The 19,657-nt window shown below is 72.7% G+C and carries 19 protein-coding genes and 1 riboswitch; of the genes, 7 read left to right on the top strand and 12 right to left on the bottom strand.

The features are described 5' to 3' along the window. The first annotated feature begins 93 nt into the window (after window positions 1–93). Window positions 94–1,275: a DMT family transporter gene (locus ACZ6EG_RS19340; protein ID WP_469605976.1), complete on the top strand. Its 1,182-nt coding sequence runs from the start codon at window positions 94–96 to the stop codon at window positions 1,273–1,275. Here the strand turns inward: ACZ6EG_RS19340 and ACZ6EG_RS19335 are convergent. Next, entirely contained in the window at window positions 1,265–2,569 is a 1,305-nt protein-coding gene (locus tag ACZ6EG_RS19335; protein ID WP_391972325.1) for a transglycosylase family protein, read from the bottom strand. The two genes, ACZ6EG_RS19340 and ACZ6EG_RS19335, sit on opposite strands and share 11 nt — an antisense overlap. Before the next feature lie 380 nt (window positions 2,570–2,949). On the opposite strand from ACZ6EG_RS19335, the gene gndA reads away from it, so the two are divergent. After that, on the top strand, window positions 2,950–4,389 hold the full coding sequence (gene gndA / locus ACZ6EG_RS19330) for an NADP-dependent phosphogluconate dehydrogenase (RefSeq protein ID WP_469605971.1): 1,440 nt from the start codon (window positions 2,950–2,952) through the stop codon (window positions 4,387–4,389). A 541-nt stretch (window positions 4,390–4,930) separates the two neighbouring features. Here gndA and ACZ6EG_RS19325 read toward each other — a convergent pair. The 3 genes from ACZ6EG_RS19325 to panD all read right to left on the bottom strand — a co-directional run bounded on the left by ACZ6EG_RS19325 (window position 4,931) and on the right by panD (window position 6,490). Beyond that, complete coding sequence (locus tag ACZ6EG_RS19325) at window positions 4,931–5,599, bottom strand: aspartate/glutamate racemase family protein (RefSeq protein WP_469605968.1); 669 nt, start codon at window positions 5,597–5,599, stop codon at window positions 4,931–4,933. A 96-nt stretch (window positions 5,600–5,695) separates the two neighbouring features. Beyond that, window positions 5,696–6,040: a GNAT family N-acetyltransferase gene (locus ACZ6EG_RS19320; RefSeq protein WP_391972328.1), complete on the bottom strand. Its 345-nt coding sequence runs from the start codon at window positions 6,038–6,040 to the stop codon at window positions 5,696–5,698. A 30-nt stretch (window positions 6,041–6,070) separates the two neighbouring features. Beyond that, window positions 6,071–6,490: an aspartate 1-decarboxylase gene (gene panD, locus ACZ6EG_RS19315; protein ID WP_361015862.1), complete on the bottom strand. Its 420-nt coding sequence runs from the start codon at window positions 6,488–6,490 to the stop codon at window positions 6,071–6,073. 204 nt (window positions 6,491–6,694) lie between these two features. On the opposite strand from panD, the gene rpmF reads away from it, so the two are divergent. Beyond that, window positions 6,695–6,865: a 50S ribosomal protein L32 gene (gene rpmF, locus ACZ6EG_RS19310; RefSeq protein ID WP_391972329.1), complete on the top strand. Its 171-nt coding sequence runs from the start codon at window positions 6,695–6,697 to the stop codon at window positions 6,863–6,865. Between the two features lie 223 nt (window positions 6,866–7,088). Here the strand turns inward: rpmF and ACZ6EG_RS19305 are convergent, their stop codons facing one another. From ACZ6EG_RS19305 to ACZ6EG_RS19275, 7 genes are all read right to left on the bottom strand, one after another. Beyond that, the gene (locus ACZ6EG_RS19305) at window positions 7,089–8,102 is read right to left on the bottom strand and encodes a pyridoxal-phosphate dependent enzyme (RefSeq protein WP_391972330.1); all 1,014 of its coding nucleotides are present in this window, start codon (window positions 8,100–8,102) and stop codon (window positions 7,089–7,091) included. Next, window positions 8,060–9,064 carry a GHMP family kinase ATP-binding protein gene (locus ACZ6EG_RS19300; RefSeq protein ID WP_469605961.1) on the bottom strand — a complete coding sequence of 335 codons (1,005 nt, stop codon included), beginning with the start codon at window positions 9,062–9,064 and terminating at the stop codon, window positions 8,060–8,062. The genes ACZ6EG_RS19305 and ACZ6EG_RS19300 overlap by 43 nt, the downstream gene beginning before the upstream one ends. Beyond that, a complete protein-coding gene (locus tag ACZ6EG_RS19295; RefSeq protein ID WP_391972332.1) occupies window positions 9,061–9,870 on the bottom strand; it encodes a Rossmann-like domain-containing protein in 810 nt (269 codons plus the stop codon). Before ACZ6EG_RS19295 ends, ACZ6EG_RS19300 begins: the two co-directional genes overlap by 4 nt. After that, a complete protein-coding gene (locus ACZ6EG_RS19290) occupies window positions 9,867–10,619 on the bottom strand; it encodes a class I SAM-dependent methyltransferase (protein WP_391972333.1) in 753 nt (250 codons plus the stop codon). Before ACZ6EG_RS19290 ends, ACZ6EG_RS19295 begins: the two co-directional genes overlap by 4 nt. Before the next feature lie 149 nt (window positions 10,620–10,768). Beyond that, complete coding sequence (locus ACZ6EG_RS19285) at window positions 10,769–11,779, bottom strand: ABC transporter substrate-binding protein (protein ID WP_391972334.1); 1,011 nt, start codon at window positions 11,777–11,779, stop codon at window positions 10,769–10,771. Between the two features lie 14 nt (window positions 11,780–11,793). Next, window positions 11,794–12,567 (bottom strand): ABC transporter ATP-binding protein, encoded by a 774-nt coding sequence (locus ACZ6EG_RS19280; protein ID WP_391972335.1) that lies wholly within the window; start codon window positions 12,565–12,567, stop codon window positions 11,794–11,796. Between the two features lies 1 nt (window position 12,568). After that, entirely contained in the window at window positions 12,569–13,726 is a 1,158-nt protein-coding gene (locus ACZ6EG_RS19275) for a FecCD family ABC transporter permease (RefSeq protein ID WP_469605955.1), read from the bottom strand. A gap of 389 nt (window positions 13,727–14,115) precedes the next feature. Here ACZ6EG_RS19275 and ACZ6EG_RS19270 point away from each other — a divergent pair, with 389 nt between their 5' ends. The 4 genes from ACZ6EG_RS19270 to ACZ6EG_RS19255 all read left to right on the top strand — a co-directional run bounded on the left by ACZ6EG_RS19270 (window position 14,116) and on the right by ACZ6EG_RS19255 (window position 18,593). After that, the gene (locus ACZ6EG_RS19270; protein ID WP_391972365.1) at window positions 14,116–15,318 is read left to right on the top strand and encodes an MFS transporter; all 1,203 of its coding nucleotides are present in this window, start codon (window positions 14,116–14,118) and stop codon (window positions 15,316–15,318) included. Between the two features lie 69 nt (window positions 15,319–15,387). Next, window positions 15,388–15,594, top strand: a riboswitch (cobalamin riboswitch). Window positions 15,595–15,637: 43 nt separating this feature from the next. Continuing rightward, window positions 15,638–16,678, top strand: coding sequence for an ABC transporter substrate-binding protein (locus ACZ6EG_RS19265; RefSeq protein ID WP_391972337.1), 1,041 nt, complete (start codon window positions 15,638–15,640; stop codon window positions 16,676–16,678). Next, entirely contained in the window at window positions 16,675–17,739 is a 1,065-nt protein-coding gene (locus ACZ6EG_RS19260) for a FecCD family ABC transporter permease (protein ID WP_469605951.1), read from the top strand. Before ACZ6EG_RS19265 ends, ACZ6EG_RS19260 begins: the two co-directional genes overlap by 4 nt. 98 nt (window positions 17,740–17,837) lie before the next feature. Next, window positions 17,838–18,593 carry an ABC transporter ATP-binding protein gene (locus ACZ6EG_RS19255; RefSeq protein ID WP_391972339.1) on the top strand — a complete coding sequence of 252 codons (756 nt, stop codon included), beginning with the start codon at window positions 17,838–17,840 and terminating at the stop codon, window positions 18,591–18,593. Between the two features lie 55 nt (window positions 18,594–18,648). Here ACZ6EG_RS19255 and ACZ6EG_RS19250 read toward each other — a convergent pair whose 3' ends face one another. Continuing rightward, complete coding sequence (locus ACZ6EG_RS19250) at window positions 18,649–19,305, bottom strand: deoxynucleoside kinase (RefSeq protein ID WP_391972340.1); 657 nt, start codon at window positions 19,303–19,305, stop codon at window positions 18,649–18,651. Window positions 19,306–19,657 lie beyond the last annotated feature (352 nt).

The raw sequence follows: 19,657 nt of genomic DNA, 5'->3' as shown, positions 1-19,657 counted from the left end.
GGGAAGCTCCTGGGACGGCATCGTGTTGTGCATGGAAGACGACCGTTCGCCGCGTCGGGCCGAGAGCCCCCGCCTCACGCAGAGGAGCAGCCGATGAGCGCCCTCGCGTTGTCCGTGCTGCTGTCGCTCGTCTCCGCCGTGGCGTACGCGGGTGGAGCGATCGTGCAGGAGCAGGTCGCGGTCTCCTCCCCCGGTGCTCAGTACGCTCCCCTGCGCCGCCCCGCCTGGTGGGCGGCGGTCGCGCTCAACGGCCTCGGTGGCCTCCTGCACGTCGTGGCCCTCGCGCTCGGTCCGCTGAGCCTGGTGCAGCCGCTGGGCGCGCTCACCATCGTGTTCGCCCTGCCCATGGCGGCGCTCTTCGTCGGCCGCAGGGCCGGGGCGACGGCCTGGCGGGGCGCGCTCATGGCGACGGTCGGTCTCGCCGGTCTGCTCTCCCTGGTCGGCGCCGCCGACGCGCAGTCCCTGGACACCGCGCAGCGGGTGGGCGCGGCGGTCGTGACCGGCGGTGTGATCGTGGCCCTGATGATCGCCGGCCGGGCCGCGCACCGGCACCCGGCGGTGCGCAGCATCCTGCTGGCCGTCGCCTCCGGCATCGCGTTCGGCATGTCGTCGGTCTTCACCAAGACGGTGGCGGTCGACTGGACCGGCGGTGTCACGGGCGCCGACGTGCCGTCCCTGGCCGTGATCGGTGTGCTCGCCACGGCCGGCATGCTGCTGTCCCAGGCTTCCTACCGCGGTGCCGGTCTCGCGGCCCCGCTCGCGACGCTGACGGTCGTCAACCCGGTGGTGGCCGCGGTGGTCGGCATCACGATGTTCGGCGAAACCTTCCGCTACGGCACGACCGGCACCCTGCTCGCCCTGGGCTGCGGTGTGGTGGCCGCCGGCGGCCTGATCCTCCTGACGACGGAGCGGATCGCGCGGGAGGGCACCGGGGACTCCGCCGTGCCTCTTCCTGCCGCTGCTCCCCCGGCGACAGCTCTTCCGCCGGCGGTCCTCCCGGCCGTGAGTGAGCCGAGTGCCGTGCCGTCGGGGACCGCCCCGGCGGCCGAGGGCGCCCCGGTGACCGGGCCGCGGGTCGGCGGCCCGCCCGAGAAGGTCCTCGTGCCCTCCCCCGCGGCACCGCCGGTCCCGGACACCGCCCCCTCCGAGGAGCCGCTCCGGCTTCGGGAACTCTCGGAGAGGGTCGATCCGCCGGCGTTCTTCGGCCCGTTCCACAACGGCCCGTTCGTCCCGACGCCGGTACTGGACCGGCACCGGGTGCGGATCAGATCCTGACCCCGCCGGCCCGCAGATACGCCAGCGGGTCGACATCGGAACCGAACCCGGGCCCCGTCCGCACCTCGAAGTGCAGATGCGGGCCCGAGCTGTTGCCCGTGGAGCCCGAGCGGCCGATGCGCTGGCCGGCGCCCACCGACTGACCGTCCTTGACGGAGATCGCCGAGAGGTGCGCGTACTGCGAGTAGCGTCCGTCCTCGTGCCGGACGACCACCTGGTACCCGTAGGAACCGCCCCAGCCCGCACTGACGACCCGGCCCGCGGCGACCGACTTGACCGAGGTGCCGGTGGCGACGGGGAAGTCGACGCCGGTGTGGTAGCCCTTCGACCAGGAGGAGCCCGCCTGGTGGTACGGCGTGCCGGTGGGGGCGTCGACGGGGGCGACGACCGCGTGGCGCACGGGGGCCTTGTCGGTCTTGGCCGCCGTCTCCGTCCTGGCCTTGTTCTCCGTCTTGGCCTTGCCGCTGTCCGGGGACGACTTCTTCGGCTGCTTCCGCTGCTTCTGCTGGGGCTCGGCCGTCTTCGCCCTGGGCTTCTCGGCCGTCTTCCGCTCGGGGCGGGGTGCGGTGGTGGTCCCCTCGCCGCGCACCGCGAGGCGCTGCCCCGGCAGGATCAGGTCGGGGTCCGTTCCGATGGCGGCACGGTTGGACTCGTACAGCCGCTGCCAGCCGCCCCGGACCCGCTGGGTGTCGGCGATGCCCGAGAGGGTGTCCCCGGTGACCACCGTGTACATGCGTCCCTTGCCGGCCCGGGACTGCGGCGTGGTCTGGGGCTTGACGTCCTTCACGGAGTCCGGCTTCGCGCCGGACCGTCCGGTGCGCTCGCCCGACGACTTCTCGGTGGACTTCTCGGCGGACCCTCCGGTGCCCTTGGTGGGTCTCGCGTCCCCGGCCGGCCGGATGTCGGGCGTGTCGCCGCCCCGGGTGAGTCCGGCCCGCTGCGAGCAGACGGGCCAGGCACCGGGCCCCTGACCGTCCAGCACCTTCTCGGCGACGGCGATCTGCTGGTCCTTGGTGGCCAGGTCCGCACGCGGGGCGTACTCCGTGCCGCCGAACGCCTCCCAGGTGGACTGGGAGAACTGCAATCCGCCGTAGTACCCGTTGCCGCTGTTGATGTCCCAGTCGTTGGTGGACTCGCAGGCGGCGACCTTGTCCCAGGTCTCCACGTCGGCCGCGTCCGCCGTGCCGGTCCCCATCAGCGGGAGCGCCAGTCCCGCGCCGCCCGCGGTGACGGTCAGTGAGGCACGGTTGATCCTGTTCGGCTGATACCGGCGGTGCCGGCCGCGTACGGCCATGGAGGTCCCCCTCGACATTGCGTCAGGAGGGGCAAAAATATGTGCTGCTAACAGGCCATGACAAGACGGCAATCGGCCGGTTCGTCACCCCAAGTGGCGGAGAAGGGATGGCGGTTGCCGGGGAAAGAAGTCCGTCCGCTGAGGCGGCGGGGCCCTCTCCCGCGTATGGGAGTCAGCCGGACCACGAGGTGCGACCGGCGTACCGCCACGTCAGGATGGTCGAGCGCGACGATACTGGCGACATCGAGGATACCGAGGACACCGCCGCACCCCGGCCGCTACGGACGGCAGGCATCACGGACACCATAAGCACCACGGGCATCACGGGCACCACACATATCAGGGCACCAACGACACCAAGGTCACTAGGAGCCAAGCCAATGAGCACGACAGCGCAGATCGGCGTCACGGGGCTCGCGGTCATGGGCCGCAACCTCGCCCGCAACTTCGCTCGCAACGGCTACACGGTCGCGGTGCACAACCGGACCGCGTCGCGCACGCACGCGCTGGTGGAGGAGTTCGGGAACGAGGGCGCCTTTGTCGCGACCGAGACCGCCAAGGAGTTCGTGGCGGCGCTGGAGCGGCCGCGCCGCCTGGTGATCATGGTGAAGGCCGGTGACCCGACCGACGCGGTGATCCAGGAGTTCGCCCCGCTCCTGGAGCCCGGCGACATGATCATCGACGGCGGCAACGCCCACTTCGCCGACACCCGCCGACGGGAACGCGAACTGCGCGAGCGGGGCATCCACTTCGTCGGCACCGGCATCTCGGGCGGCGAGGAGGGCGCTCTCAACGGGCCGAGCATCATGCCGGGCGGCTCGAAGGAGTCGTACGACTCGCTCGGTCCGATGCTGGAGAAGATCTCCGCGAAGGCGGCGGACGGGGCGCCCTGTGTGACACACGTGGGCCCGGACGGCGCCGGGCACTTCGTCAAGATGGTGCACAACGGCATCGAGTACGCCGACATGCAGCTGATCGGCGAGGCCTACCAGCTGCTGCGTGACGTCGCCGGGTACGAGCCGGCCCGGATCGCGGAGATCTTCCGCACCTGGAACACCGGCCGCCTGGACTCCTACCTGATCGAGATCACCGCCGAGGTGCTCTCCCACGTGGACGCGGCGACCGGGAAGCCGTTCGTGGACGTGGTGGCCGACCGGGCGGAGCAGAAGGGCACCGGCCGTTGGACCGTGCAGATCGCGCTGGACCTGGGCGTGCCGGTGTCCGGCATCGCGGAGGCCGTCTTCGCCCGTTCCCTGTCCGGGCACGTCGCGCTGCGGGAGGCCTCGCGAGGGCTGGCGGGCCCGAAGGCGTCGCCGCTCGGCGAGTCGGAGGCGGCCGCGTTCGCCGACCGGGTGGAGCAGGCGCTGTACGCGTCGAAGATCGTGTCGTACACGCAGGGCTTCCACGAGGTCGCGGCGGGCAGCGAGGAGTACGGCTGGGACATCGACCTGGGCGCGGTCTCGGCGATCTGGCGCGGCGGCTGCATCATCCGCGCGGCCTTCCTGGACCGCATCCGGGCCGCGTACGACGCCCGCGCGGACCTGCCGAGCCTGCTGTCGGACGAGACCTTCGCGAGCGAGATCGCCCAGGCGCAGGACGACTGGCGGGAGGTGCTGGTCGCCGCGACCCGGCAGGGCGTGCCGACCCCGGGCTTCTCCGCCGCCCTCGCCTACTACGACGCCCTGCGCGCCGAGCGCCTGCCGGCCGCGCTGACGCAGGGCCAGCGGGACTTCTTCGGCGCGCACACCTACCGGCGCACCGACCGGGACGGCGCGTTCCACACGCTGTGGGGCGGGGACCGGGCCGAGGTCACCGCGTAGCGGTCGCGGGCGGCGGAGGGCCGTACGGTCATCCGCCGCCCGCCGCTCCCTTTGTCCCTACGGCCTGTTCCTACGGCGGTTCCGCGCGGCTCAGCTCAGCGGCGGCCCGGGCTCCGGGCTGGGGACGGGCTCCGGTCCCGGCGGGATCGGTGACGGGGAGGGGTCGGGGGGACCCGGGTGCGGGGGTGGCGGTGTCGGCCCCGGGGGCTGGGGTGTCGGCTCCGGACCGGGGCCCGGCGGCGGGGGCGTCGGTTGCGGACCGGGGCCCGGCGTGGGCACCGGGTCGGGGTGCGGCTGTGGCTCCGGGTCCGGACCGGGGGTGGGTCCTGGCGTGGGCCCGGGGGGAACGGGATCCGGATACGGGTTGGTCATGGCGCTGCCCTCCGGCCAGTCGGTCGACGTCGGCTCTGGATCTGTCCCCCGCCTACCCGAGGGCAGTCCGCCCACTCACTCCCCCGCACGAACGGCGGGTCCCGGGTGGCCGAGGCGGACCCTCACCGGGCCGCGACCGCAGCGGAGCCTACGGTGGCGGCGCTCAAGGTCACCGCGTGCCAGGCAACGGGCAACGCTGCCCGCGGGCCGTCGCCGCCTCCGCCGCCGCGGCCAGTCCCGGCGCGGGGCTGGCCAGCACCGGGACAGCGGTCCGGGCCCGCTCCCGGGCCGGCGCCATGGAAGCCTGGGCCAGGACGATCACGTCGGCATCGGTGACGGCGTCGGCGGCCTCGGCCACCATCCGCGCGAAGCCCTCGGTGTCACCGGCCTCGAACCGGGACCAGGCGCCGTCGACCAGGAGAGTCCGCACTTCTACGGGACGTCCGGCGCGCCGGGCCTCCTCCGCGATCAGCGCCGCGGTCGGTTCGAGGGTGCTCCGCAGGGCGCCGAGGACGACGACGCGCGGGCCGGCGGCCACGGCCGCGGCGGCCATCGGCCGGTCGACCCGCAGCACCGGCACGCCCGCGTCACCGGCGGCGGACTCGGCGACGGCGCCGATGGTCGAGCAGGTGCACAGAACGGCCCTCGCGCCCTCGGCGGCAGCCTTGCGCAGCACCGTCCGGACGGCGTCCGTCACCGCCTGGGGCCCTTCCCGGCGCGCCCGGTCCAACAGCTCGGCGTCGACGTGGTGCCGCAGCACCAGACCCGGGTGCGCCGCGTCACGCAGGGCGTCGAAGACCGGGACGTGGACGGGTGAGGTGTGCAGCAGCGCCAGCACGAGCGCCCTCCGATCGTGGTTGTGTCCGCGGGACGAGCCCCGGGCGGGCGCGCGCGGCCGGGTCGGTCCGCCGCCCCTCCTGGCGCGGGCCTCGGATCAGAACCGCTCCGGATGCGCCTCGAGCCACGCCTTCGCCGCGCGCAGCAGCTCGGCGTCGACCGCGGGCGCTTCGTCCGGGTGTCGTTCGGCCCACTTGACGACGTACGAGCACAGCGGCGCGACGGCCACACCCTCGCGTCGCGCGGCGGCGAACAGCTCACGGGTGAGCGCACCGGCGATGCCCTGGCCCTCGTGGGCCGGCTCGACGACGGTGTGCACGGGGACGAGGGCGCGCCCGGGGGCGTCCAGCACGAAGTACTCGATGCGGCCGACGACCTCGCCGGCACCGACCGCCTCCAGCAGGCCCGCCGCCCGGTCGTCCCGGATCTCGATGTCGCTCACCGCCACGCTCCTCGTCCCCGGCCCGGCATGTCAGGCCGACACGGCCTGCGGGCTGCGCTCCTGGTCCGATCCCGGTACCGGCTCGGACGGGTCGGCACCCAGGGCGACGATACGGTTGTCGCCGTCCACGTGGACGACGCTGGGCCGCAGCGACCGCGCCTCGGCATCGGTGACCTGAGCGTAACTGATGATGATCACGAGATCGCCGGGGTGCACGAGGTGAGCCGCGGCCCCGTTGATCCCGACCACACCGGACCCGCGCTCGCCCTCGATGACGTAGGTCTCCAGCCGGGCCCCGTTGGTGATGTCCACGATGTGCACGAGCTCACCGGGCAGCAGGTCGGCGGCATCCAGCAGATCGGCGTCGATGGTCACGGAACCGACGTAGTGCAGGTCGGCCTGGGTGACGGTGGCACGGTGGATCTTGGACTTGAACATGGTGCGCAGCATGTCTAACTCCTGGGTGACGGCTCCCCGCCGGCTTCTGCAGGTCAGGGGCGTCGCTCACTGTACATCGGCGGTATGGGGAGTGTCCCGGTCCCACGGTGAATCGGGCGGGAGCCGTGGGGCAAGGGACCTGGCCGAGAGTCGGGCGTAATGAAATCCATTTTCATGTAGGGTCGGCATCGTCACCCATCGCACCCGGAGGTCCTCATGGCCGTACCCAAACGCAAGATGTCGCGCAGCAACACCCGGCACCGGCGCGCGCAGTGGAAGGCCGTGACGCCTCGGCTGGTGACGGTCACGGTGGACGGTGTGCCGTACCGCGTCCCCCAGCGGCTGGCCAAGGCGTACGAGCGCGGCCTGCTGCGCCCGGAAGGCTGACGGCGGCGTGGGCTGATCGTCCACGACCGGCTCGTCGAGCCGCCTCCGCGACGGCCCCGCGTCCAGCTGGACGCGGGGCCGTCGGACCTTCCTGAGTGCTTGCCTCGTGCGGGACGGCGAGACCGTGTCCGCCGTCCGGTCCCTACCCCCGCCTGGGCCGGGTACGGCGTCGACGAGGGCTGGGCTCACGAGCCCCGGCCCTCTCCCCGGTCACCCTGGCGGGTTATCCGACGACCGCCCCTTCGGGGGCCGGTGACCCGTTCCACTCCATCCGCGACCAGGGGAGGGCCAGTTCGTCCCCACTGCGTACCGGACGGGGTGCCAGGTCGTCGATCCGGGCGGCCTCCCGGTGCCGGGCGAACACGGTGTCGACGTAGCGGTGGCCGGTGTCGGCGGCGATGAACAGGACCGTCCGGCCGGGCTCCTCCCGGCGTTCCCACCGGGCGGCGAGGTAGGCGGCTCCGGTGGACAGGCCCGCGAACACGGCGTGCCGGCGCAGCAGGTCGACGCTGCCGGCGAGGGCGGCGTCGAAGGCGAGCCAGTGCAGGACGTCGTAGAGGTCGTGGCGGACGTTGCCGAAGGGGATGGAGCTGCCGATCCCAGCGATGATGATCTCCGGGTCGGCGACGTGTTCGCTGCCGAAGGTGACGCTTCCGTACGGCTGGACGCCCGCGAGCCGTACGTCGACGGAGCGTTTCCTCAGGTAGTGGGCGAGGGCGCCGGTGGAGGCCCCGGAGCCCACTCCGCCGACCAGGGTCAGGGAGCCCCCGGCGGTCCGGGCGTGGATCTGTTCGGCGACGGCCTCGTAGCCGAGGTAGTGGATGTCGTCGTGGTACTGGCGCATCCAGTGGTAGTCCGGGTGATCCCGCAGGATCTCGCGGACGCGGGCGACGCGGCGGCTCTGGTCGAGCTTGAGGCTGCTGCTGGGCGGCATCTGCTCCAGGTGCGCGCCGAGGATGTCGAGCTGGGTGCGCAGGGTGTGGTCGACGGTGGTGGAGCCGACGATGTGGCAGCGCATGCCGTGCCGGTGGCAGGCCAGGGCGAGGGCGTAGGCGTAGATGCCGCTGGAGCTGTCGATGAGGGTGTCGCCGCGCCGTACGACTCCGGTGTCGAGCAGGTGGCGTACGGCTGCCAGGGCGGAGACGACCTTCATGGTCTCGAAACGCAGGCAGAGGAAGCCGTCGTCGAGGCGTATCAGGTCCGGGCGGCCGACGGCTTCCGAGATGTGTTCGTCCACGGGAACTCCTCGCTGATGGGGGACGCGAAGGTGGTGAAGGTGCGGGTCGGTGTGATGCCCTCGCGGTCCAGGGCGCGGGTGCAGCGGCGCAGTCGGTGGCGCAGGCCGGGCGTACGGGGGTCGAAGAGGATGCCGGCGACGTTGCCGCTGTGGGCGATCTGCACGCCGACGGCGCCCGTGCCGTCGGCGATGCCGGTGAGTGCGGGGAACTCCTCGTGGCGCAGGACGCGTTGGCGCAGGCGGGCGCTGGCGGTGCTGACCCGGCCGAGCAGACCCGTGTCGGTGGAGGTCACCGCGCGGCGGAGCATGCGGCGCAGGTGACCGTAGGCGGCGAGGTCGCCGTCGTGGTGGAGGGCGGGGAGGGAGAGGGTGTCGACCGGTGCTCCCTGGGCGAGCACGCACCCGACCACCACGGCGGGCGGCAGCGTGGAACCCAGGACCTCGAGGACGCGGCCCTCGCGCTGCGCGAAGAGCAGGGGGCGTGAGCCGTGCATCAGGGGGTCGCTGGCGCCTTCGGCGCGCACCGCGATCCGGGCGATCGTCTCCGACGGCAGCGCCATGCCCCAGGAGTCGGCGACCGCCCGTACCGTGGCGATGACGTCGCTGGTGGAGGAGCCCATGCCGAGGCCCACGGGGAGGTCTCCGGTGAGGGTCAGCTCCCCGCCGCAGGGTTCCGCGGCGCGACGTGCGGCGCACTCCCGTACCGCGAGGACGGCCGCCGCCCGCGCCTTGGTCCGGCCGGTCGGTGTCACCGTGACCTCGTCGGGCGCGCTGCCGGGGCGGGGCGTGAACCGGGCGGTACTGCCCGGTCCGTTCATCGGCAGGGTCACCAGGGCGTGGACGGGGCGACGCCGCTCGTCGAGGAAGACGCCCTGCAGGATCTCGCCGTGGTGGCAGGCGGCACGTCCGGTGCCCTCCGTGTCACGGGAGGGGGCCACCGGTCGGCGGGTGGCGGCCGTCATGCGTCGGCCGCCACCCGGTAGCGGTACAGGGTGGTGGGTTCGGCGCTGAACTGGGAGAAGGGGAAGGGTTCCGCGGACAGCGCGGTCACGCCCTGTCCGAGGAAGGCCCGCGCCACGGCGCTGCCGGTCTGGGCGTAGACCACCAGCGGCACGCCGCGTTCGCGGCAACGGCCCAGGACGGTGTCGAAGCTGCCGTTGCTGAGGGTCATGCCGGTGGCCACGACGGCGTCGGCGGCGTCGAGGACCTCGTGCATGTCGTCGGTGACCGGGTCGCCCCACTGGGTGGTGCGCAGGTTGAAGTCGCAGAGCAGGGGCGTGCCGCCGCGTTCGCGGATCGCGGCGACCAGGGGGTTGACCACGCCGATGAGGCCGACCTGGGCCCCGGCGTCGATGTCGAGGAGCCCGGCGACGGCCGCGTCCCGGGCCAGCGCCCGGGTCTCGGGGGTCCCGGCGGGCAGGGTGACCGGTTCCGCCTCGACCGCCTCCCGGTGCGGGCGGACGGAGCTGAGGTAGGCGTCGAGCGCGGCGATCCGCAGCGGCCTCGGCCCCTCGCGCAGCAGCGTGTCGACGGGGGTGCCGGAGGCTTCGCGGCACAGGGACGGGTCGACCTCACCCGCCTCGAAGGCGCAGCCACCGAAGGAGTCGCCCAGGCGGACGAGGATGTACTGGTTGAGGTAGGTGGTGTCGCCGCCTGCCAGCCGGGTGCCGTGGTGCGCCCAGAAGACGCTGGTGGCGACGAGGTCGGCGGGCCGGGGACCGTGCTCGCCCGCCAGGACGGCGGCCAGGAGTTCGTCGGTGTTCTTCATCGCTGTCCTCCGGTGCGGGGCGTGTCGTGGGTGATGCGGAAGAGGAAGGTCAGCACGCCGTCCTGCCAGTCGTGGAGATGGTCGACGCGCGGGCAGAGCCCGTGGTCCAGCGCGTGCTGGACCAGGGCGCGCAGGTCCGCGGTGTTGGAGGCGATGACGTGGATCTCGCCACCGGGGGCGAGCAGGTCCCTCTCCGTGATCTGGGCGAAGAACTTCGCCAGCAGGGGCGCGCCCACGCAGACGTTGCGTACGACGTCGGGGTCGTCGCTGACGGTCTGGCTGACGGCGGGCGGGTTGAAGGTGACGACGTCCAGCCGGACGTCGTCGGCCAGAGCGTCGAAGACGTCACTCACCGCGGGGAGGAACGCGGTGTCCGGGCGCTCGCCGACCAGGCGCCGGTAGTGGCCGGTCGCGGCGGCCACGCTCTCCGGGTGCACGTCGAGCGCGTGGATCTCCCGAGCGCCGCGGAGGCCGGCCGTCACGGCTTCGACGCCCAGGCCGACGCCCATGGCGGCGTACCGCAGGCCACGGGTCTCGATACGGCCGTCGAGCAGCCGCTCGTGGATCAGGCGGCTGGTCCAGCCGGGTATGAAGACGCCGGGCGGGACGTCGAACGTCCAGCCGTTCCACTCGTAGGAGCGAGTGCTGTGCAGGTCGGCCTTGGGCTGGTTGAGGGCGATGATCCGGTCGGCGGGCAGCGGCGGGGGCAACTGCTCCAGGAGAGCCTGTCCGATCGCGTGGCGGTCCATGGGGTCCTTTCCTTGTGTCGTACGACGGGGCGGTGCGCGCCGGTACGTCGGAGTCCGGTCCGGCGGACGGGGGTGCGCGCGGGCACGTCGAAGGCCGGTCCGGCGGGCGGGGGTGCACACCGTTTCGCCGGACCGTGGTGCGCGGTGGCTCAGCCCTGGAGTTCGCGCAGGTAGGTGGCGAACTTCTCCAGGCCGTCGATGTTGCGGGGCCCGCTGATGCCCTCGTTGTAGTCGAGGACGAAGAAGTTGTTCTTCCGCACGGCCGGGAGTTCCCGGGTGTGCGGGGACTTCTTCAGGAAGTCGATCTTCTTCTGGGCGGGCAGGTCGCCGTAGTCGAGGATGGCGATGACCTCGGGTTCGGCCTCGGCCACGGATTCCCAGTTGACCTGGGTCCAGCGCTCGTCGAGGCCGTCGAAGACGTTCCGGCCGCCCGCCGTCTTGATGATGTCGTTGGGCGGCACCTGGTTGCCCGCGGTGAACGGCTGGTCGGTGCCGGAGTCGTAGAGGAAGACGGGTACCGGGTCGCCCTGCGGAGCCTTGGCCTCGACCTCCTCGACGCGCTTCCTCAACCCGTCGACGACGTCCGCGGCCTTCTTCTCGACCCGGAAGATCTTCCCCAGTCGTTCGAGGTCGGTGTAGAGGGCGTCGAAGGGGGTCATCCTCTCCGGGTGGCCCGGGTAGTTGAAGCAGCTCTCGGTGTGCATGAAGCTCTGGATGCCGAGCTGGTCCAGGATCTCGGGCGTGATGCCCCGCTCCTGCTTGAAGCCGGAGTTCCAGCCGGCCACGACGAAGTCGGACTTGGCCTCGACCACGACCTCCTTGTTGAGGAGGTCGTCGCTGAGCATCTTCACCTTCGCGTACTCGGACGCCCACGGGGACTCGCTCACCGGCGGGTTCGCGGGAGGCATGACGTAGCCGTGCACGTGCTCGGTCAGGCCGAGGGCGAACAGCTTGTCCGCGCTGCCGCCCTCGTAGGCCACGGCGCGCTGGGGAACCGTGTACTCCACCGGTTCACCGCAGCGCTTGACGGTGACCTTGCCGGACTCCTTGGCGGCCGTTTCGACCTCGGCGCCGCATCCGCCGAGCACCAGGACGGCCGCCAGGGCGGAACCGAGTGCGGCAGGCCGGCGGGCCGGGGCGGGGGTTCGGGTTGTACGCATGCGTGAGCAGCCTTTCAGCGGGTGGAGTCGAGCGAATACAGGAGCTGGGGATCACCGGTCAGCGGGTGGGGTACGACGCTGGCCCTGACCCCGAAGACGTCACCGACGAGCCGGGTGGTGAGCACCTCCGCGGGCGGGCCGGAGGCGACCAGGCGGCCTCGGGAGAGCACGCCGAGCCGGTCGCAGGCCGCCGCGGCGAGGTTGAGGTCGTGCAGGACGACGAGGACGGTCAGCCCGGACTCGCGCAGGAGCGAGAGCAGTTCGACCTGGTGGCGGACGTCGAGGTGGTTGGTCGGCTCGTCCAGGACGAGGATCTCCGGCTCCTGCACGAGCGCGCGGGCCAGCAGGACGCGCTGTCGCTCACCGCCCGACAGGGTCAGCACGCCCCGGTGGGCGAGGTGTCCGATGTCGAGCCGGTCCATCGCCCGCTCGCACAACTCGCGTTCCCGGACGCTGAGCACCTGGTTGCCGCGGAGGTGGGGGGCGCGTCCGAGCGCGACGACCTCCTCGACCGTGAAGTCGAAGTCGACGCCGCCGTCCTGGGTCATGGCCGCGACGGTCCGCGCGCTGTCGCGCATCGGGAGCCGGGTGAGGTCCTGTTCGCCCACCCGGACGGTGCCGGAGCTGGGGCGCAGCGCCCGGTACACGCACCGCAGAGCGGTGGACTTGCCGCTTCCGTTGGGGCCCACGAGGCCCACGACCTGACCGTCCGGCACGTCCAGGGAGAGTCCCCGTACGAGACTCCTGCCGTCCGTCACCACGGAGAGTTCATCGAGTTTCAGGTCCACGTCAGCGCGCTCCGAAGGTGTAGCCCCGGCGACGCATCAGGGCGATGAAGACGGGGACCCCCACCAGCGCGGTGATGACCCCGAGCGGCAGCTCGCGCGGGGCGACCAGCGTCCGGGCCGCGAGGTCGACCCACACCATGAAGATCGCCCCGACCAGTGGGGCCACGGCGAGGACGCGGGCGTGGGTGGCGCCGACGACCATCCGCACCACGTGCGGCATGACGAGGCCGACGAAGGCGATGGCGCCGCTGACGGCGACCATGACGCCCGTCACCAGCGAGACGAGGACCAGCAGCACCTTGCGGTACCGGTCGGGATCGAAGCCGAGGCTCGCGGCGGTCTCGTCGCCGAGGGAGAGGACGTCCAGTGCCCGCCCGTACCGGTACAGGAGCACCAGGCCGGCCAGCACCACGAGGGAGACGACGGGCAACGCGCCCCAGGCCGCGGCTCCGAAGCTGCCCATGGTCCAGTACAGGACCATGCTGGTCGCCTCGCTGTCCGGCGCGAAGTAGATGATCAGGCTCATGACAGCCTGGAACCCCAGCGACATGGCCACACCCGTCAGCACGAGGCGCAGCGGCGACAGCGAGCCCTTGCTGGAGGAGGCGGCGTACACCAGGAGCGAGGCGACGAGTGCGCCGACGAAGGCGCCGGCGGAGACGGCGTAGAGGCCGAGCGCCGCGAGTCCTCCGGTGACGGTGACCCCGACAGCACCCACGGAGGCGCCCGAGGAGACACCGAGGACGAAGGGGTCGGCCAGCGCGTTGCGCACCATGGCCTGGATCGCCACACCGACCGCGCTCAGCCCGGCCCCCACCAGCGCCGCGAGCAGCACGCGCGGCGTACGGATCTGCCAGATGATCTGATACGTCGTCACCTCGTCCGCGCCGACCCGCCCGCCACTGAGAGCCGCCCACAGATGACGGGCCGTCTCCCCCGGGGTGACGACCGCGGGGCCCAGCCCGATGGCGACGACGACGGACACGAGCAGGACGGCGACCAGCGCCGAGCAGCCGAGCAACAGCCCCTTACGGGAGGCGAGTCGACCTCGCGGCCGGCCTCGCACGGCCTCCGCGGGCCGGGGCGCCGGCGCCTCGGCCGGGTCGGCCGGGGTCTCGACCTCACCGACCGAAGGCCCGGAGGCCGAAGGCGGAGGCATGTGCGGGACCTTCACTTTCCCTCGCTAATGAAAATCGTTTTCATATGGTGAACCTAGCACGCCCCCGACCCCGACAGACAGTCCGGACCGACGAGTGGAACGGGACACAGGGCCACGGCATCCCTCACGAGGCAGCGACCGGGAGCACTCTAATGGAAATGATTATCACTGCGATAGTGTGATGTCCGCGCCGCGCTGCCCGCCGCCTGCCGAGGCCGGTACCGCCGGACAACCTCCCAGTACGACAAGGGCGTTGCAGCCGGTCCGCGTTCGATCCACCGCCGCCGACAGGACAGGAGCGCCCCCTCGTGCCCAGCCCCTCCGCCCCTCCCGCCCCCGCCGGGTCCCCGCCCCGTGAGCAGCGCTCCATCCTGCTCGACCTGGCCTTCCTGCGCCTGTGGACGGGCGCCACCGCGTCCGGCCTGGCCACCTGGGCCCTGCCCTTCGTGCTGGGTCTCGCCGTCTTCGACCGGACCCTGACCGCCACCGACCTCGGCCTGCTGCTCGCCGCCCGCACGGTCGGCTTCCTCGCCGCGGTACCCGTGGCCGGGGTCCTGGCCGACCGGCACTCCCGCCGGGGTGTCGTGCTGTGGGCGGGGCTCGCCGCCGGAGCCGCGGCGCCGGTGATCGCCTTCGGCCTGGACCGCTCGGTGCTGCTGATGGCGGCGGCCGCCGCGGTGGCCGGAGCCGGCCAAGGCGCCTGCCGACCCGCCTACCAGGCCCTGACCGCCGAGGTGGTCGACGCCGGTCGCCGGCAACAGGCCAACGCCGCCATGACGTTGGCGGTACGGGTCACCACCCTCGTGGGCCCCTCCTCGGCCGCGCTGCTCGCCGTCTTCCTGGACACCTGGGCCCTGTTGGTGGGCATCGGGCTTCTCTGGCTCGTCGCGGCCTGCGTGCCCGGACGCGGCGCCCGGCCCGGGACCGGGGAGGACACGGCGGAGCCTTCGGCCGGGGCGGGCAGGGCGTCCCTCCTGGGCGAGTTCGCGGAGGGGGTCCGCGAGGCCCGCAGGCACCCGTGGTTCCTCGCCGGTCTGGGCGCCCTGACGGCCGTGATAGCCACCGGCTACTCCGCGACCGGCGTCGCCCTGCCCATGGTCAGCCGGGACGAGTACGGCACCGAGGTCGTTCTCGCGGGTGCGATGACCGCGTACACCGCCGGAGCGCTCGGCGGTGCGCTGCTCATCGCCCGCTGGCGTCCCCGCTCCCCCGGCTGGGCCGCCCTGGCCGGCCTCGCCGCCTACGGACTCGCCCCGCTCAGCCTCGTACTGCCCGTGCACCCGGCCGCCGTGATGGCCGCGTACGCCGTCGCGGGCGTCGGCATCGAGCTGTTCAACGTGCCGTGGTTCACCGCCGCCCAGCGCGAGGTCGCCCCGGACAAACTGGCCCGGGTCTCCTCCCTGGACTTCCTGCTCTCCTATGGACTCGCCCCGGTCGGGCTCGCCCTCATCGCCCCCGCCATCGACGCCTTCGGCGTCACGGCGGTGCTCACGGGCTGCGCGGTCGTCTGCTTCACGGCGCCCGCGGTCGCCGCCCTGGTGCCGAGCGCACGCACCTTCTCCGCCGCCCGAGGGCGCGACGACGCCCGCTGAGCGCCGCTGCGAAGGGGCCACCCCGGACGGGGGGCCCGAAGGTCCGTCGGACCGTACGGGAGAGGGCTGTGATAGCTTCCGGACGCCAGTCGCACTCGTGAACGCGGCCTACGCGTGCACGGGTCAGGGAATCCGGTGGGAATCCGGAACTGACGCGCAGCGGTGAGGGTGACGGGCGGGGCAGCAGCCACTGGACGACGGTCACGGCCGGGTCCGGGAAGGCGTCCCGCCGGGATGACCCCGAGTCCGAAGACCTGCTGGTGACCGATCGTTCGCACGGACCCCGCGCCTGGGTCCCGACGTTGAGGAAACCGACACCGTGCAGCTGTCACGTCCCGCCCGTTGTTCCGTCCTGCTCCTGACGGGGGCCCTGTTGCTCACCGCGTGCGGTTCCGGCTCGGGCTCCGGCTCGTCCGGGAAGCCCGCCGGCGCCCAAAAGCGCTCCGTCACGATCGACAACTGCGGGCAGAAGGTGACGGTCGAGGCCCCGCCCCAGCGGGCGGTGTCCCTGAACCAGGGCACCACCGAGATCCTGCTCTCCCTGGGCCTGGCCGACCGCATGGTGGGGACCGCCACCTGGACCGACCCGGTCCTGGAGGGTCTTGAGCGGGCGAACGAGAAGGTGCCCCGGCTCGCCGACAACCAGCCGTCGTTCGAGCGGGTCCTGGACGCCGAACCGGACTTCGTGGCCTCGTCCTTCACCTCCACCCTGGGCAAGGGCGGGGTGGCGCCCCGCGAGAAGTTCGAGGAGCTCGGCGTTCCCACGTACCTCTCGCCCGCCGACTGCGAGGGCAAGGACAACACCGGCGACGGCGACGGCTCCCGGAGCGAGCCCCTGACCATGGACACCGTCTACCGCGAAGTGCGGGAACTGGCGCGGGTCTTCGGGGTGGAGGAACGGGGTGAGAAGCTCGTCTCCGGGTTGGAGAGCCGGGTGGCGAAGGCCGCCGCCGGGACCGGCGCCGAGAACGCCACCGTCCTGTACTGGTTCGCGAACCAGGAGTCCCCCTACATGGCGGGCTGCTGCGGCGCGCCCGGCATCATCACGAACGCGCTCGGCGCGAAGAACGTCTTCGACGACAGCACGCAGGAGTGGCCCCAGATCAACTGGGAGACGGTGGCCGACCGTGACCCCGACCTGCTTGTCATCGGCGATCTGACCCGCAGGTCGCAGACCGCCGAGTCGGCCGCGAAGAAGATCGCGTTCCTGGAGTCGCATCCGGCGACGAGGAACATGAAGGCGGTGCAGGCGAAGCGGTACGTGCTGCTCAGCGGGCAGGCCATGAACCCCACGATCCGTACGGTCGAGGGCGTCGAGAAGGTGGCCGCGGCCCTGCGCGAGCACGGCCTCGGCCGATGACCACCGCGCTGCGGTCCTCCCGGAAGGTCCGGCCGCACGGCACGGCCGGTGTGCTGCGCGGCCTGGCCGGTGCGGGCGGCGGGCTCGCGGTGCTCGCCGTGTCCGTCGCCGTGGCCATCACCGTCGGGCCGGCGGACATCGGCGTGGGCGACGCCTGGTCGGTGGTCGCCTCCCGCCTGGGCTGGGGGACGACGGAGCTGACTCCGATCCGGGAGGGCATCGTCTGGAACCTGCGGTTGCCCCGTACGGTGCTCGCCGCGGTGTGCGGCGCCGGGCTCGCCGTGTGCGGTGCGGTGATGCAGTCACTGCTGCGCAACCCGCTGGCCGACCCCTTCGTCCTGGGCGTCTCCTCCGGAGCGTCGACCGGCGCCGTCGTCGTGATCGTCCTCGGCGCGGGCGGCGGCGCCCTGACCGTCTCCGGCGGCGCGTTCGTGGGTGCGCTCGGCTCGTTCGCGCTGGTGCTGCTGCTCAGCCACACGCTCGGCGGGACGACGGACCGCGTGGTGCTGTCCGGGGTGGCGGCGATGCAGCTGTTCGCCGCCCTGACGTCGTTCGTGGTGACGACGGCGGCCGACGCGGAGACCACCCGGGGTGTGCTGTTCTGGCTGCTGGGGTCGCTCAGCGGGGCCGACTGGACCGAGGTGGGGCTGTGCCTGGCCGTGCTGGTGCTCGCCCTGGTGGTGTGCCTCGGGTACGCCCGCACCCTGGACGCCTTCGCCTTCGGCCAGGACGCCGCGGCGACCCTGGGCGTCTCGGTCGCCCGGACCCGGCTGGTGCTGCTGTGCGTGACCGCCCTGCTGACCGCCGCGCTGGTCGGTTCGGCCGGCGCGATCGGTTTCGTCGGCCTGGTCCTGCCGCACGGCGCGCGGGCCCTGGTCGGCCCGGGGCACGCCCGGCTGCTGCCCGTCACCGCGCTCGCCGGGGCGGTCTTCCTGGTCTGGGCCGACACCCTGGCCCGTACCGTCCTCGATCCCCAGGAAGTGCCGGTGGGCGTGGTGACCTCGCTGGTCGGCGTTCCGGCGTTCGTCCTGGTCCTCTACCGCACGAAGAGGACGCGTTGACGGCCGGCGCCGGGCGGGGGACCGACGGGCGGACGACCCACGGGCCGACGTCCGCGGGGCAGCCGCCCGCCGAGCCGTCCACCCTCGCCGCCGATCGCGTGAGCCGTGCCCTGGGCGGACGGCTGGTCCTCGACGGCGTCGGCCTCGCCCCGCGACCCGGTTCCGTGACCGGGCTGCTCGGCCCCAACGGCTCCGGCAAGTCGACGCTGCTGCGGCTGCTGTCCGGCGTCCTCGCCCCCACCTGCGGGGTCGTCACCCTCGACGGGCGTCCCCTCGGCGACTGGGGCCGCCGCGCCGTGGCCCGGCGGGTGGCCGTCGTCGAGCAGCATGCCGACACCCTCGTCGAGCTGACCGTCCTCGACGTCGTACGCCTCGGTCGCGTCCCGCACCGCCGCGCCTGGACCCCCGTGACCGCGGCGGACGAGCGGGCCGTACGCACCGCCCTGGAGCGCACCGGCCTCACCGACCGCGCCGACCGGCCCTGGCACACGCTCTCCGGCGGGGAGCGCCAGCGCGTGCAGATCGCCCGTGCCCTGGCCCAGGAACCGCGCGAGCTGCTGCTGGACGAGCCGACCAACCACCTCGACGTCCAGCACCAGCTCGACCTGCTGGCCCTGGTCGCCGAGCTGCCCGTCACCAGCGTGATCGCCCTCCACGACCTGAACCTCGCGGCGATGTACTGCGACCAGGTCGTGGTGCTGCGGCAGGGCCGGGTGGTGGCCGCCGGCACCCCCGGCGAGACCCTGACCGAGTCCCTGATCGCCGACGTCTACGGCGTACGTGCCGCGGTCACCCGTCCCGGCCCCGGCGACCGGCCGCACATCCGCTTCCTGGGCACCGTGGCCGGGAAGTGACAGCGGGCGTGGTCCCGTGGTGCGGTGCCGGTTCCGGGGCCGGTGCCGGACGGTTTCAGAGGCGGGCCCTGGCCGCCGCCAGGGCCGTCTGTACCTCCCGCAGCACCCGGGCCGCGTCGTCGGGGTCGTTCACCACGTCGGTGCGGTTCATGTCGACGACGAGGACCTCACTGGCCGAGTAGTGCTCGTACACCCAGTCGTCGTAGCCGGACCACAACGTCCGGTAGTACTCGACGAGGCCCTCGTCCTGCTCGAAGTCCCGGCCCCGCAGCCCGATCCGGCGCAGCACCGTCGCGAAGTCCGCCTTGAGGTAGACCATGAGATCGGGCGCCTTGCGGTACGGCAGGCCGTCGATCTCGCGCATCATCTCGTGGAGCAGCCCCTCGTACACCCTCATCTCGAGGGAGCTGATCCGCCCCAGATCGTGGTTGACCTTGGCGAAGTACCAGTCCTCGTGGAGGGAGCGGTCGAGGACGTTGTCGCGCTGCTTGTACGCCTCCTTGATCGAGGCGAACCGTGTCTGCAGGAAGTAGAGCTGAAGCAGGAAGGGGTAGCGCTTCGCCCGGATCTCCTCGGGGCTCGCCGTGTAGAAGAGCGGGAGGATCGGGTTGTCCTCGACGCTCTCGAGGAAGACCTGGCTGCCCAGGCCCTTGGCGAGCATTTCGGCCACGCTCGTCTTGCCGATGCCGATCATGCCGCCGACGCAGATCACGGACGTACCTCGCTTCTTTCTCGGAATCTCCCCGCCCGGGCGGTACCGGGCGTGTCCCGAGGGGCCGGAGCCACTGCTCCGACGATGTCGCGCAGGGCGACGCGCCACCGCTCAGCAGGCGCACCGAAAAGGATAGATGACGCCCTCGCCGCGCACCGGCCCGGGACCGGCCCCGCGTCCCGGTACGCGCCGGCGACCGACCGGCCGGGCGTCGTCGACGAGCTGATGTCGGCCCCCTATGAAACAAGGTGATGGTTTCGGTATCTTCGACTCACAAGGGCGCTCCCGTCAGGAGCGTCGTCACCCACCACCCGTGCGCGCCGCGTCACCCGGCTCGCCGGCGGCCTCGTCC

It is taken from the genome of Streptomyces sp. NPDC041968 (assembly GCF_055589025.1).
The sequence above is the reverse complement of the archived record's forward strand: the minus strand, read 5'-3'. Positions and strand labels throughout refer to the sequence as shown.

Bases quoted from the DNA above. Each gene is read 5' to 3' on its own strand.
- ACZ6EG_RS19340 (WP_469605976.1), top strand. From the start codon at position 94: ATGAGCGCCCTCGCGTTGTCCGTGCTGCTGTCGCTCGTCTCCGCCGTG.
- ACZ6EG_RS19335 (WP_391972325.1), bottom strand. From the start codon at position 2,569: ATGGCCGTACGCGGCCGGCACCGCCGGTATCAGCCGAACAGGATCAAC.
- gndA (WP_469605971.1), top strand. From the start codon at position 2,950: ATGAGCACGACAGCGCAGATCGGCGTCACGGGGCTCGCGGTCATGGGC.
- panD (WP_361015862.1), bottom strand. From the start codon at position 6,490: ATGCTGCGCACCATGTTCAAGTCCAAGATCCACCGTGCCACCGTCACC.
- rpmF (WP_391972329.1), top strand. From the start codon at position 6,695: ATGGCCGTACCCAAACGCAAGATGTCGCGCAGCAACACCCGGCACCGG.
- ACZ6EG_RS19300 (WP_469605961.1), bottom strand. From the start codon at position 9,064: ATGACGGCCGCCACCCGCCGACCGGTGGCCCCCTCCCGTGACACGGAG.
- ACZ6EG_RS19295 (WP_391972332.1), bottom strand. From the start codon at position 9,870: ATGAAGAACACCGACGAACTCCTGGCCGCCGTCCTGGCGGGCGAGCAC.
- ACZ6EG_RS19290 (WP_391972333.1), bottom strand. From the start codon at position 10,619: ATGGACCGCCACGCGATCGGACAGGCTCTCCTGGAGCAGTTGCCCCCG.
- ACZ6EG_RS19285 (WP_391972334.1), bottom strand. From the start codon at position 11,779: ATGCGTACAACCCGAACCCCCGCCCCGGCCCGCCGGCCTGCCGCACTC.
- ACZ6EG_RS19275 (WP_469605955.1), bottom strand. From the start codon at position 13,726: ATGCCTCCGCCTTCGGCCTCCGGGCCTTCGGTCGGTGAGGTCGAGACC.
- ACZ6EG_RS19260 (WP_469605951.1), top strand. From the start codon at position 16,675: ATGACCACCGCGCTGCGGTCCTCCCGGAAGGTCCGGCCGCACGGCACG.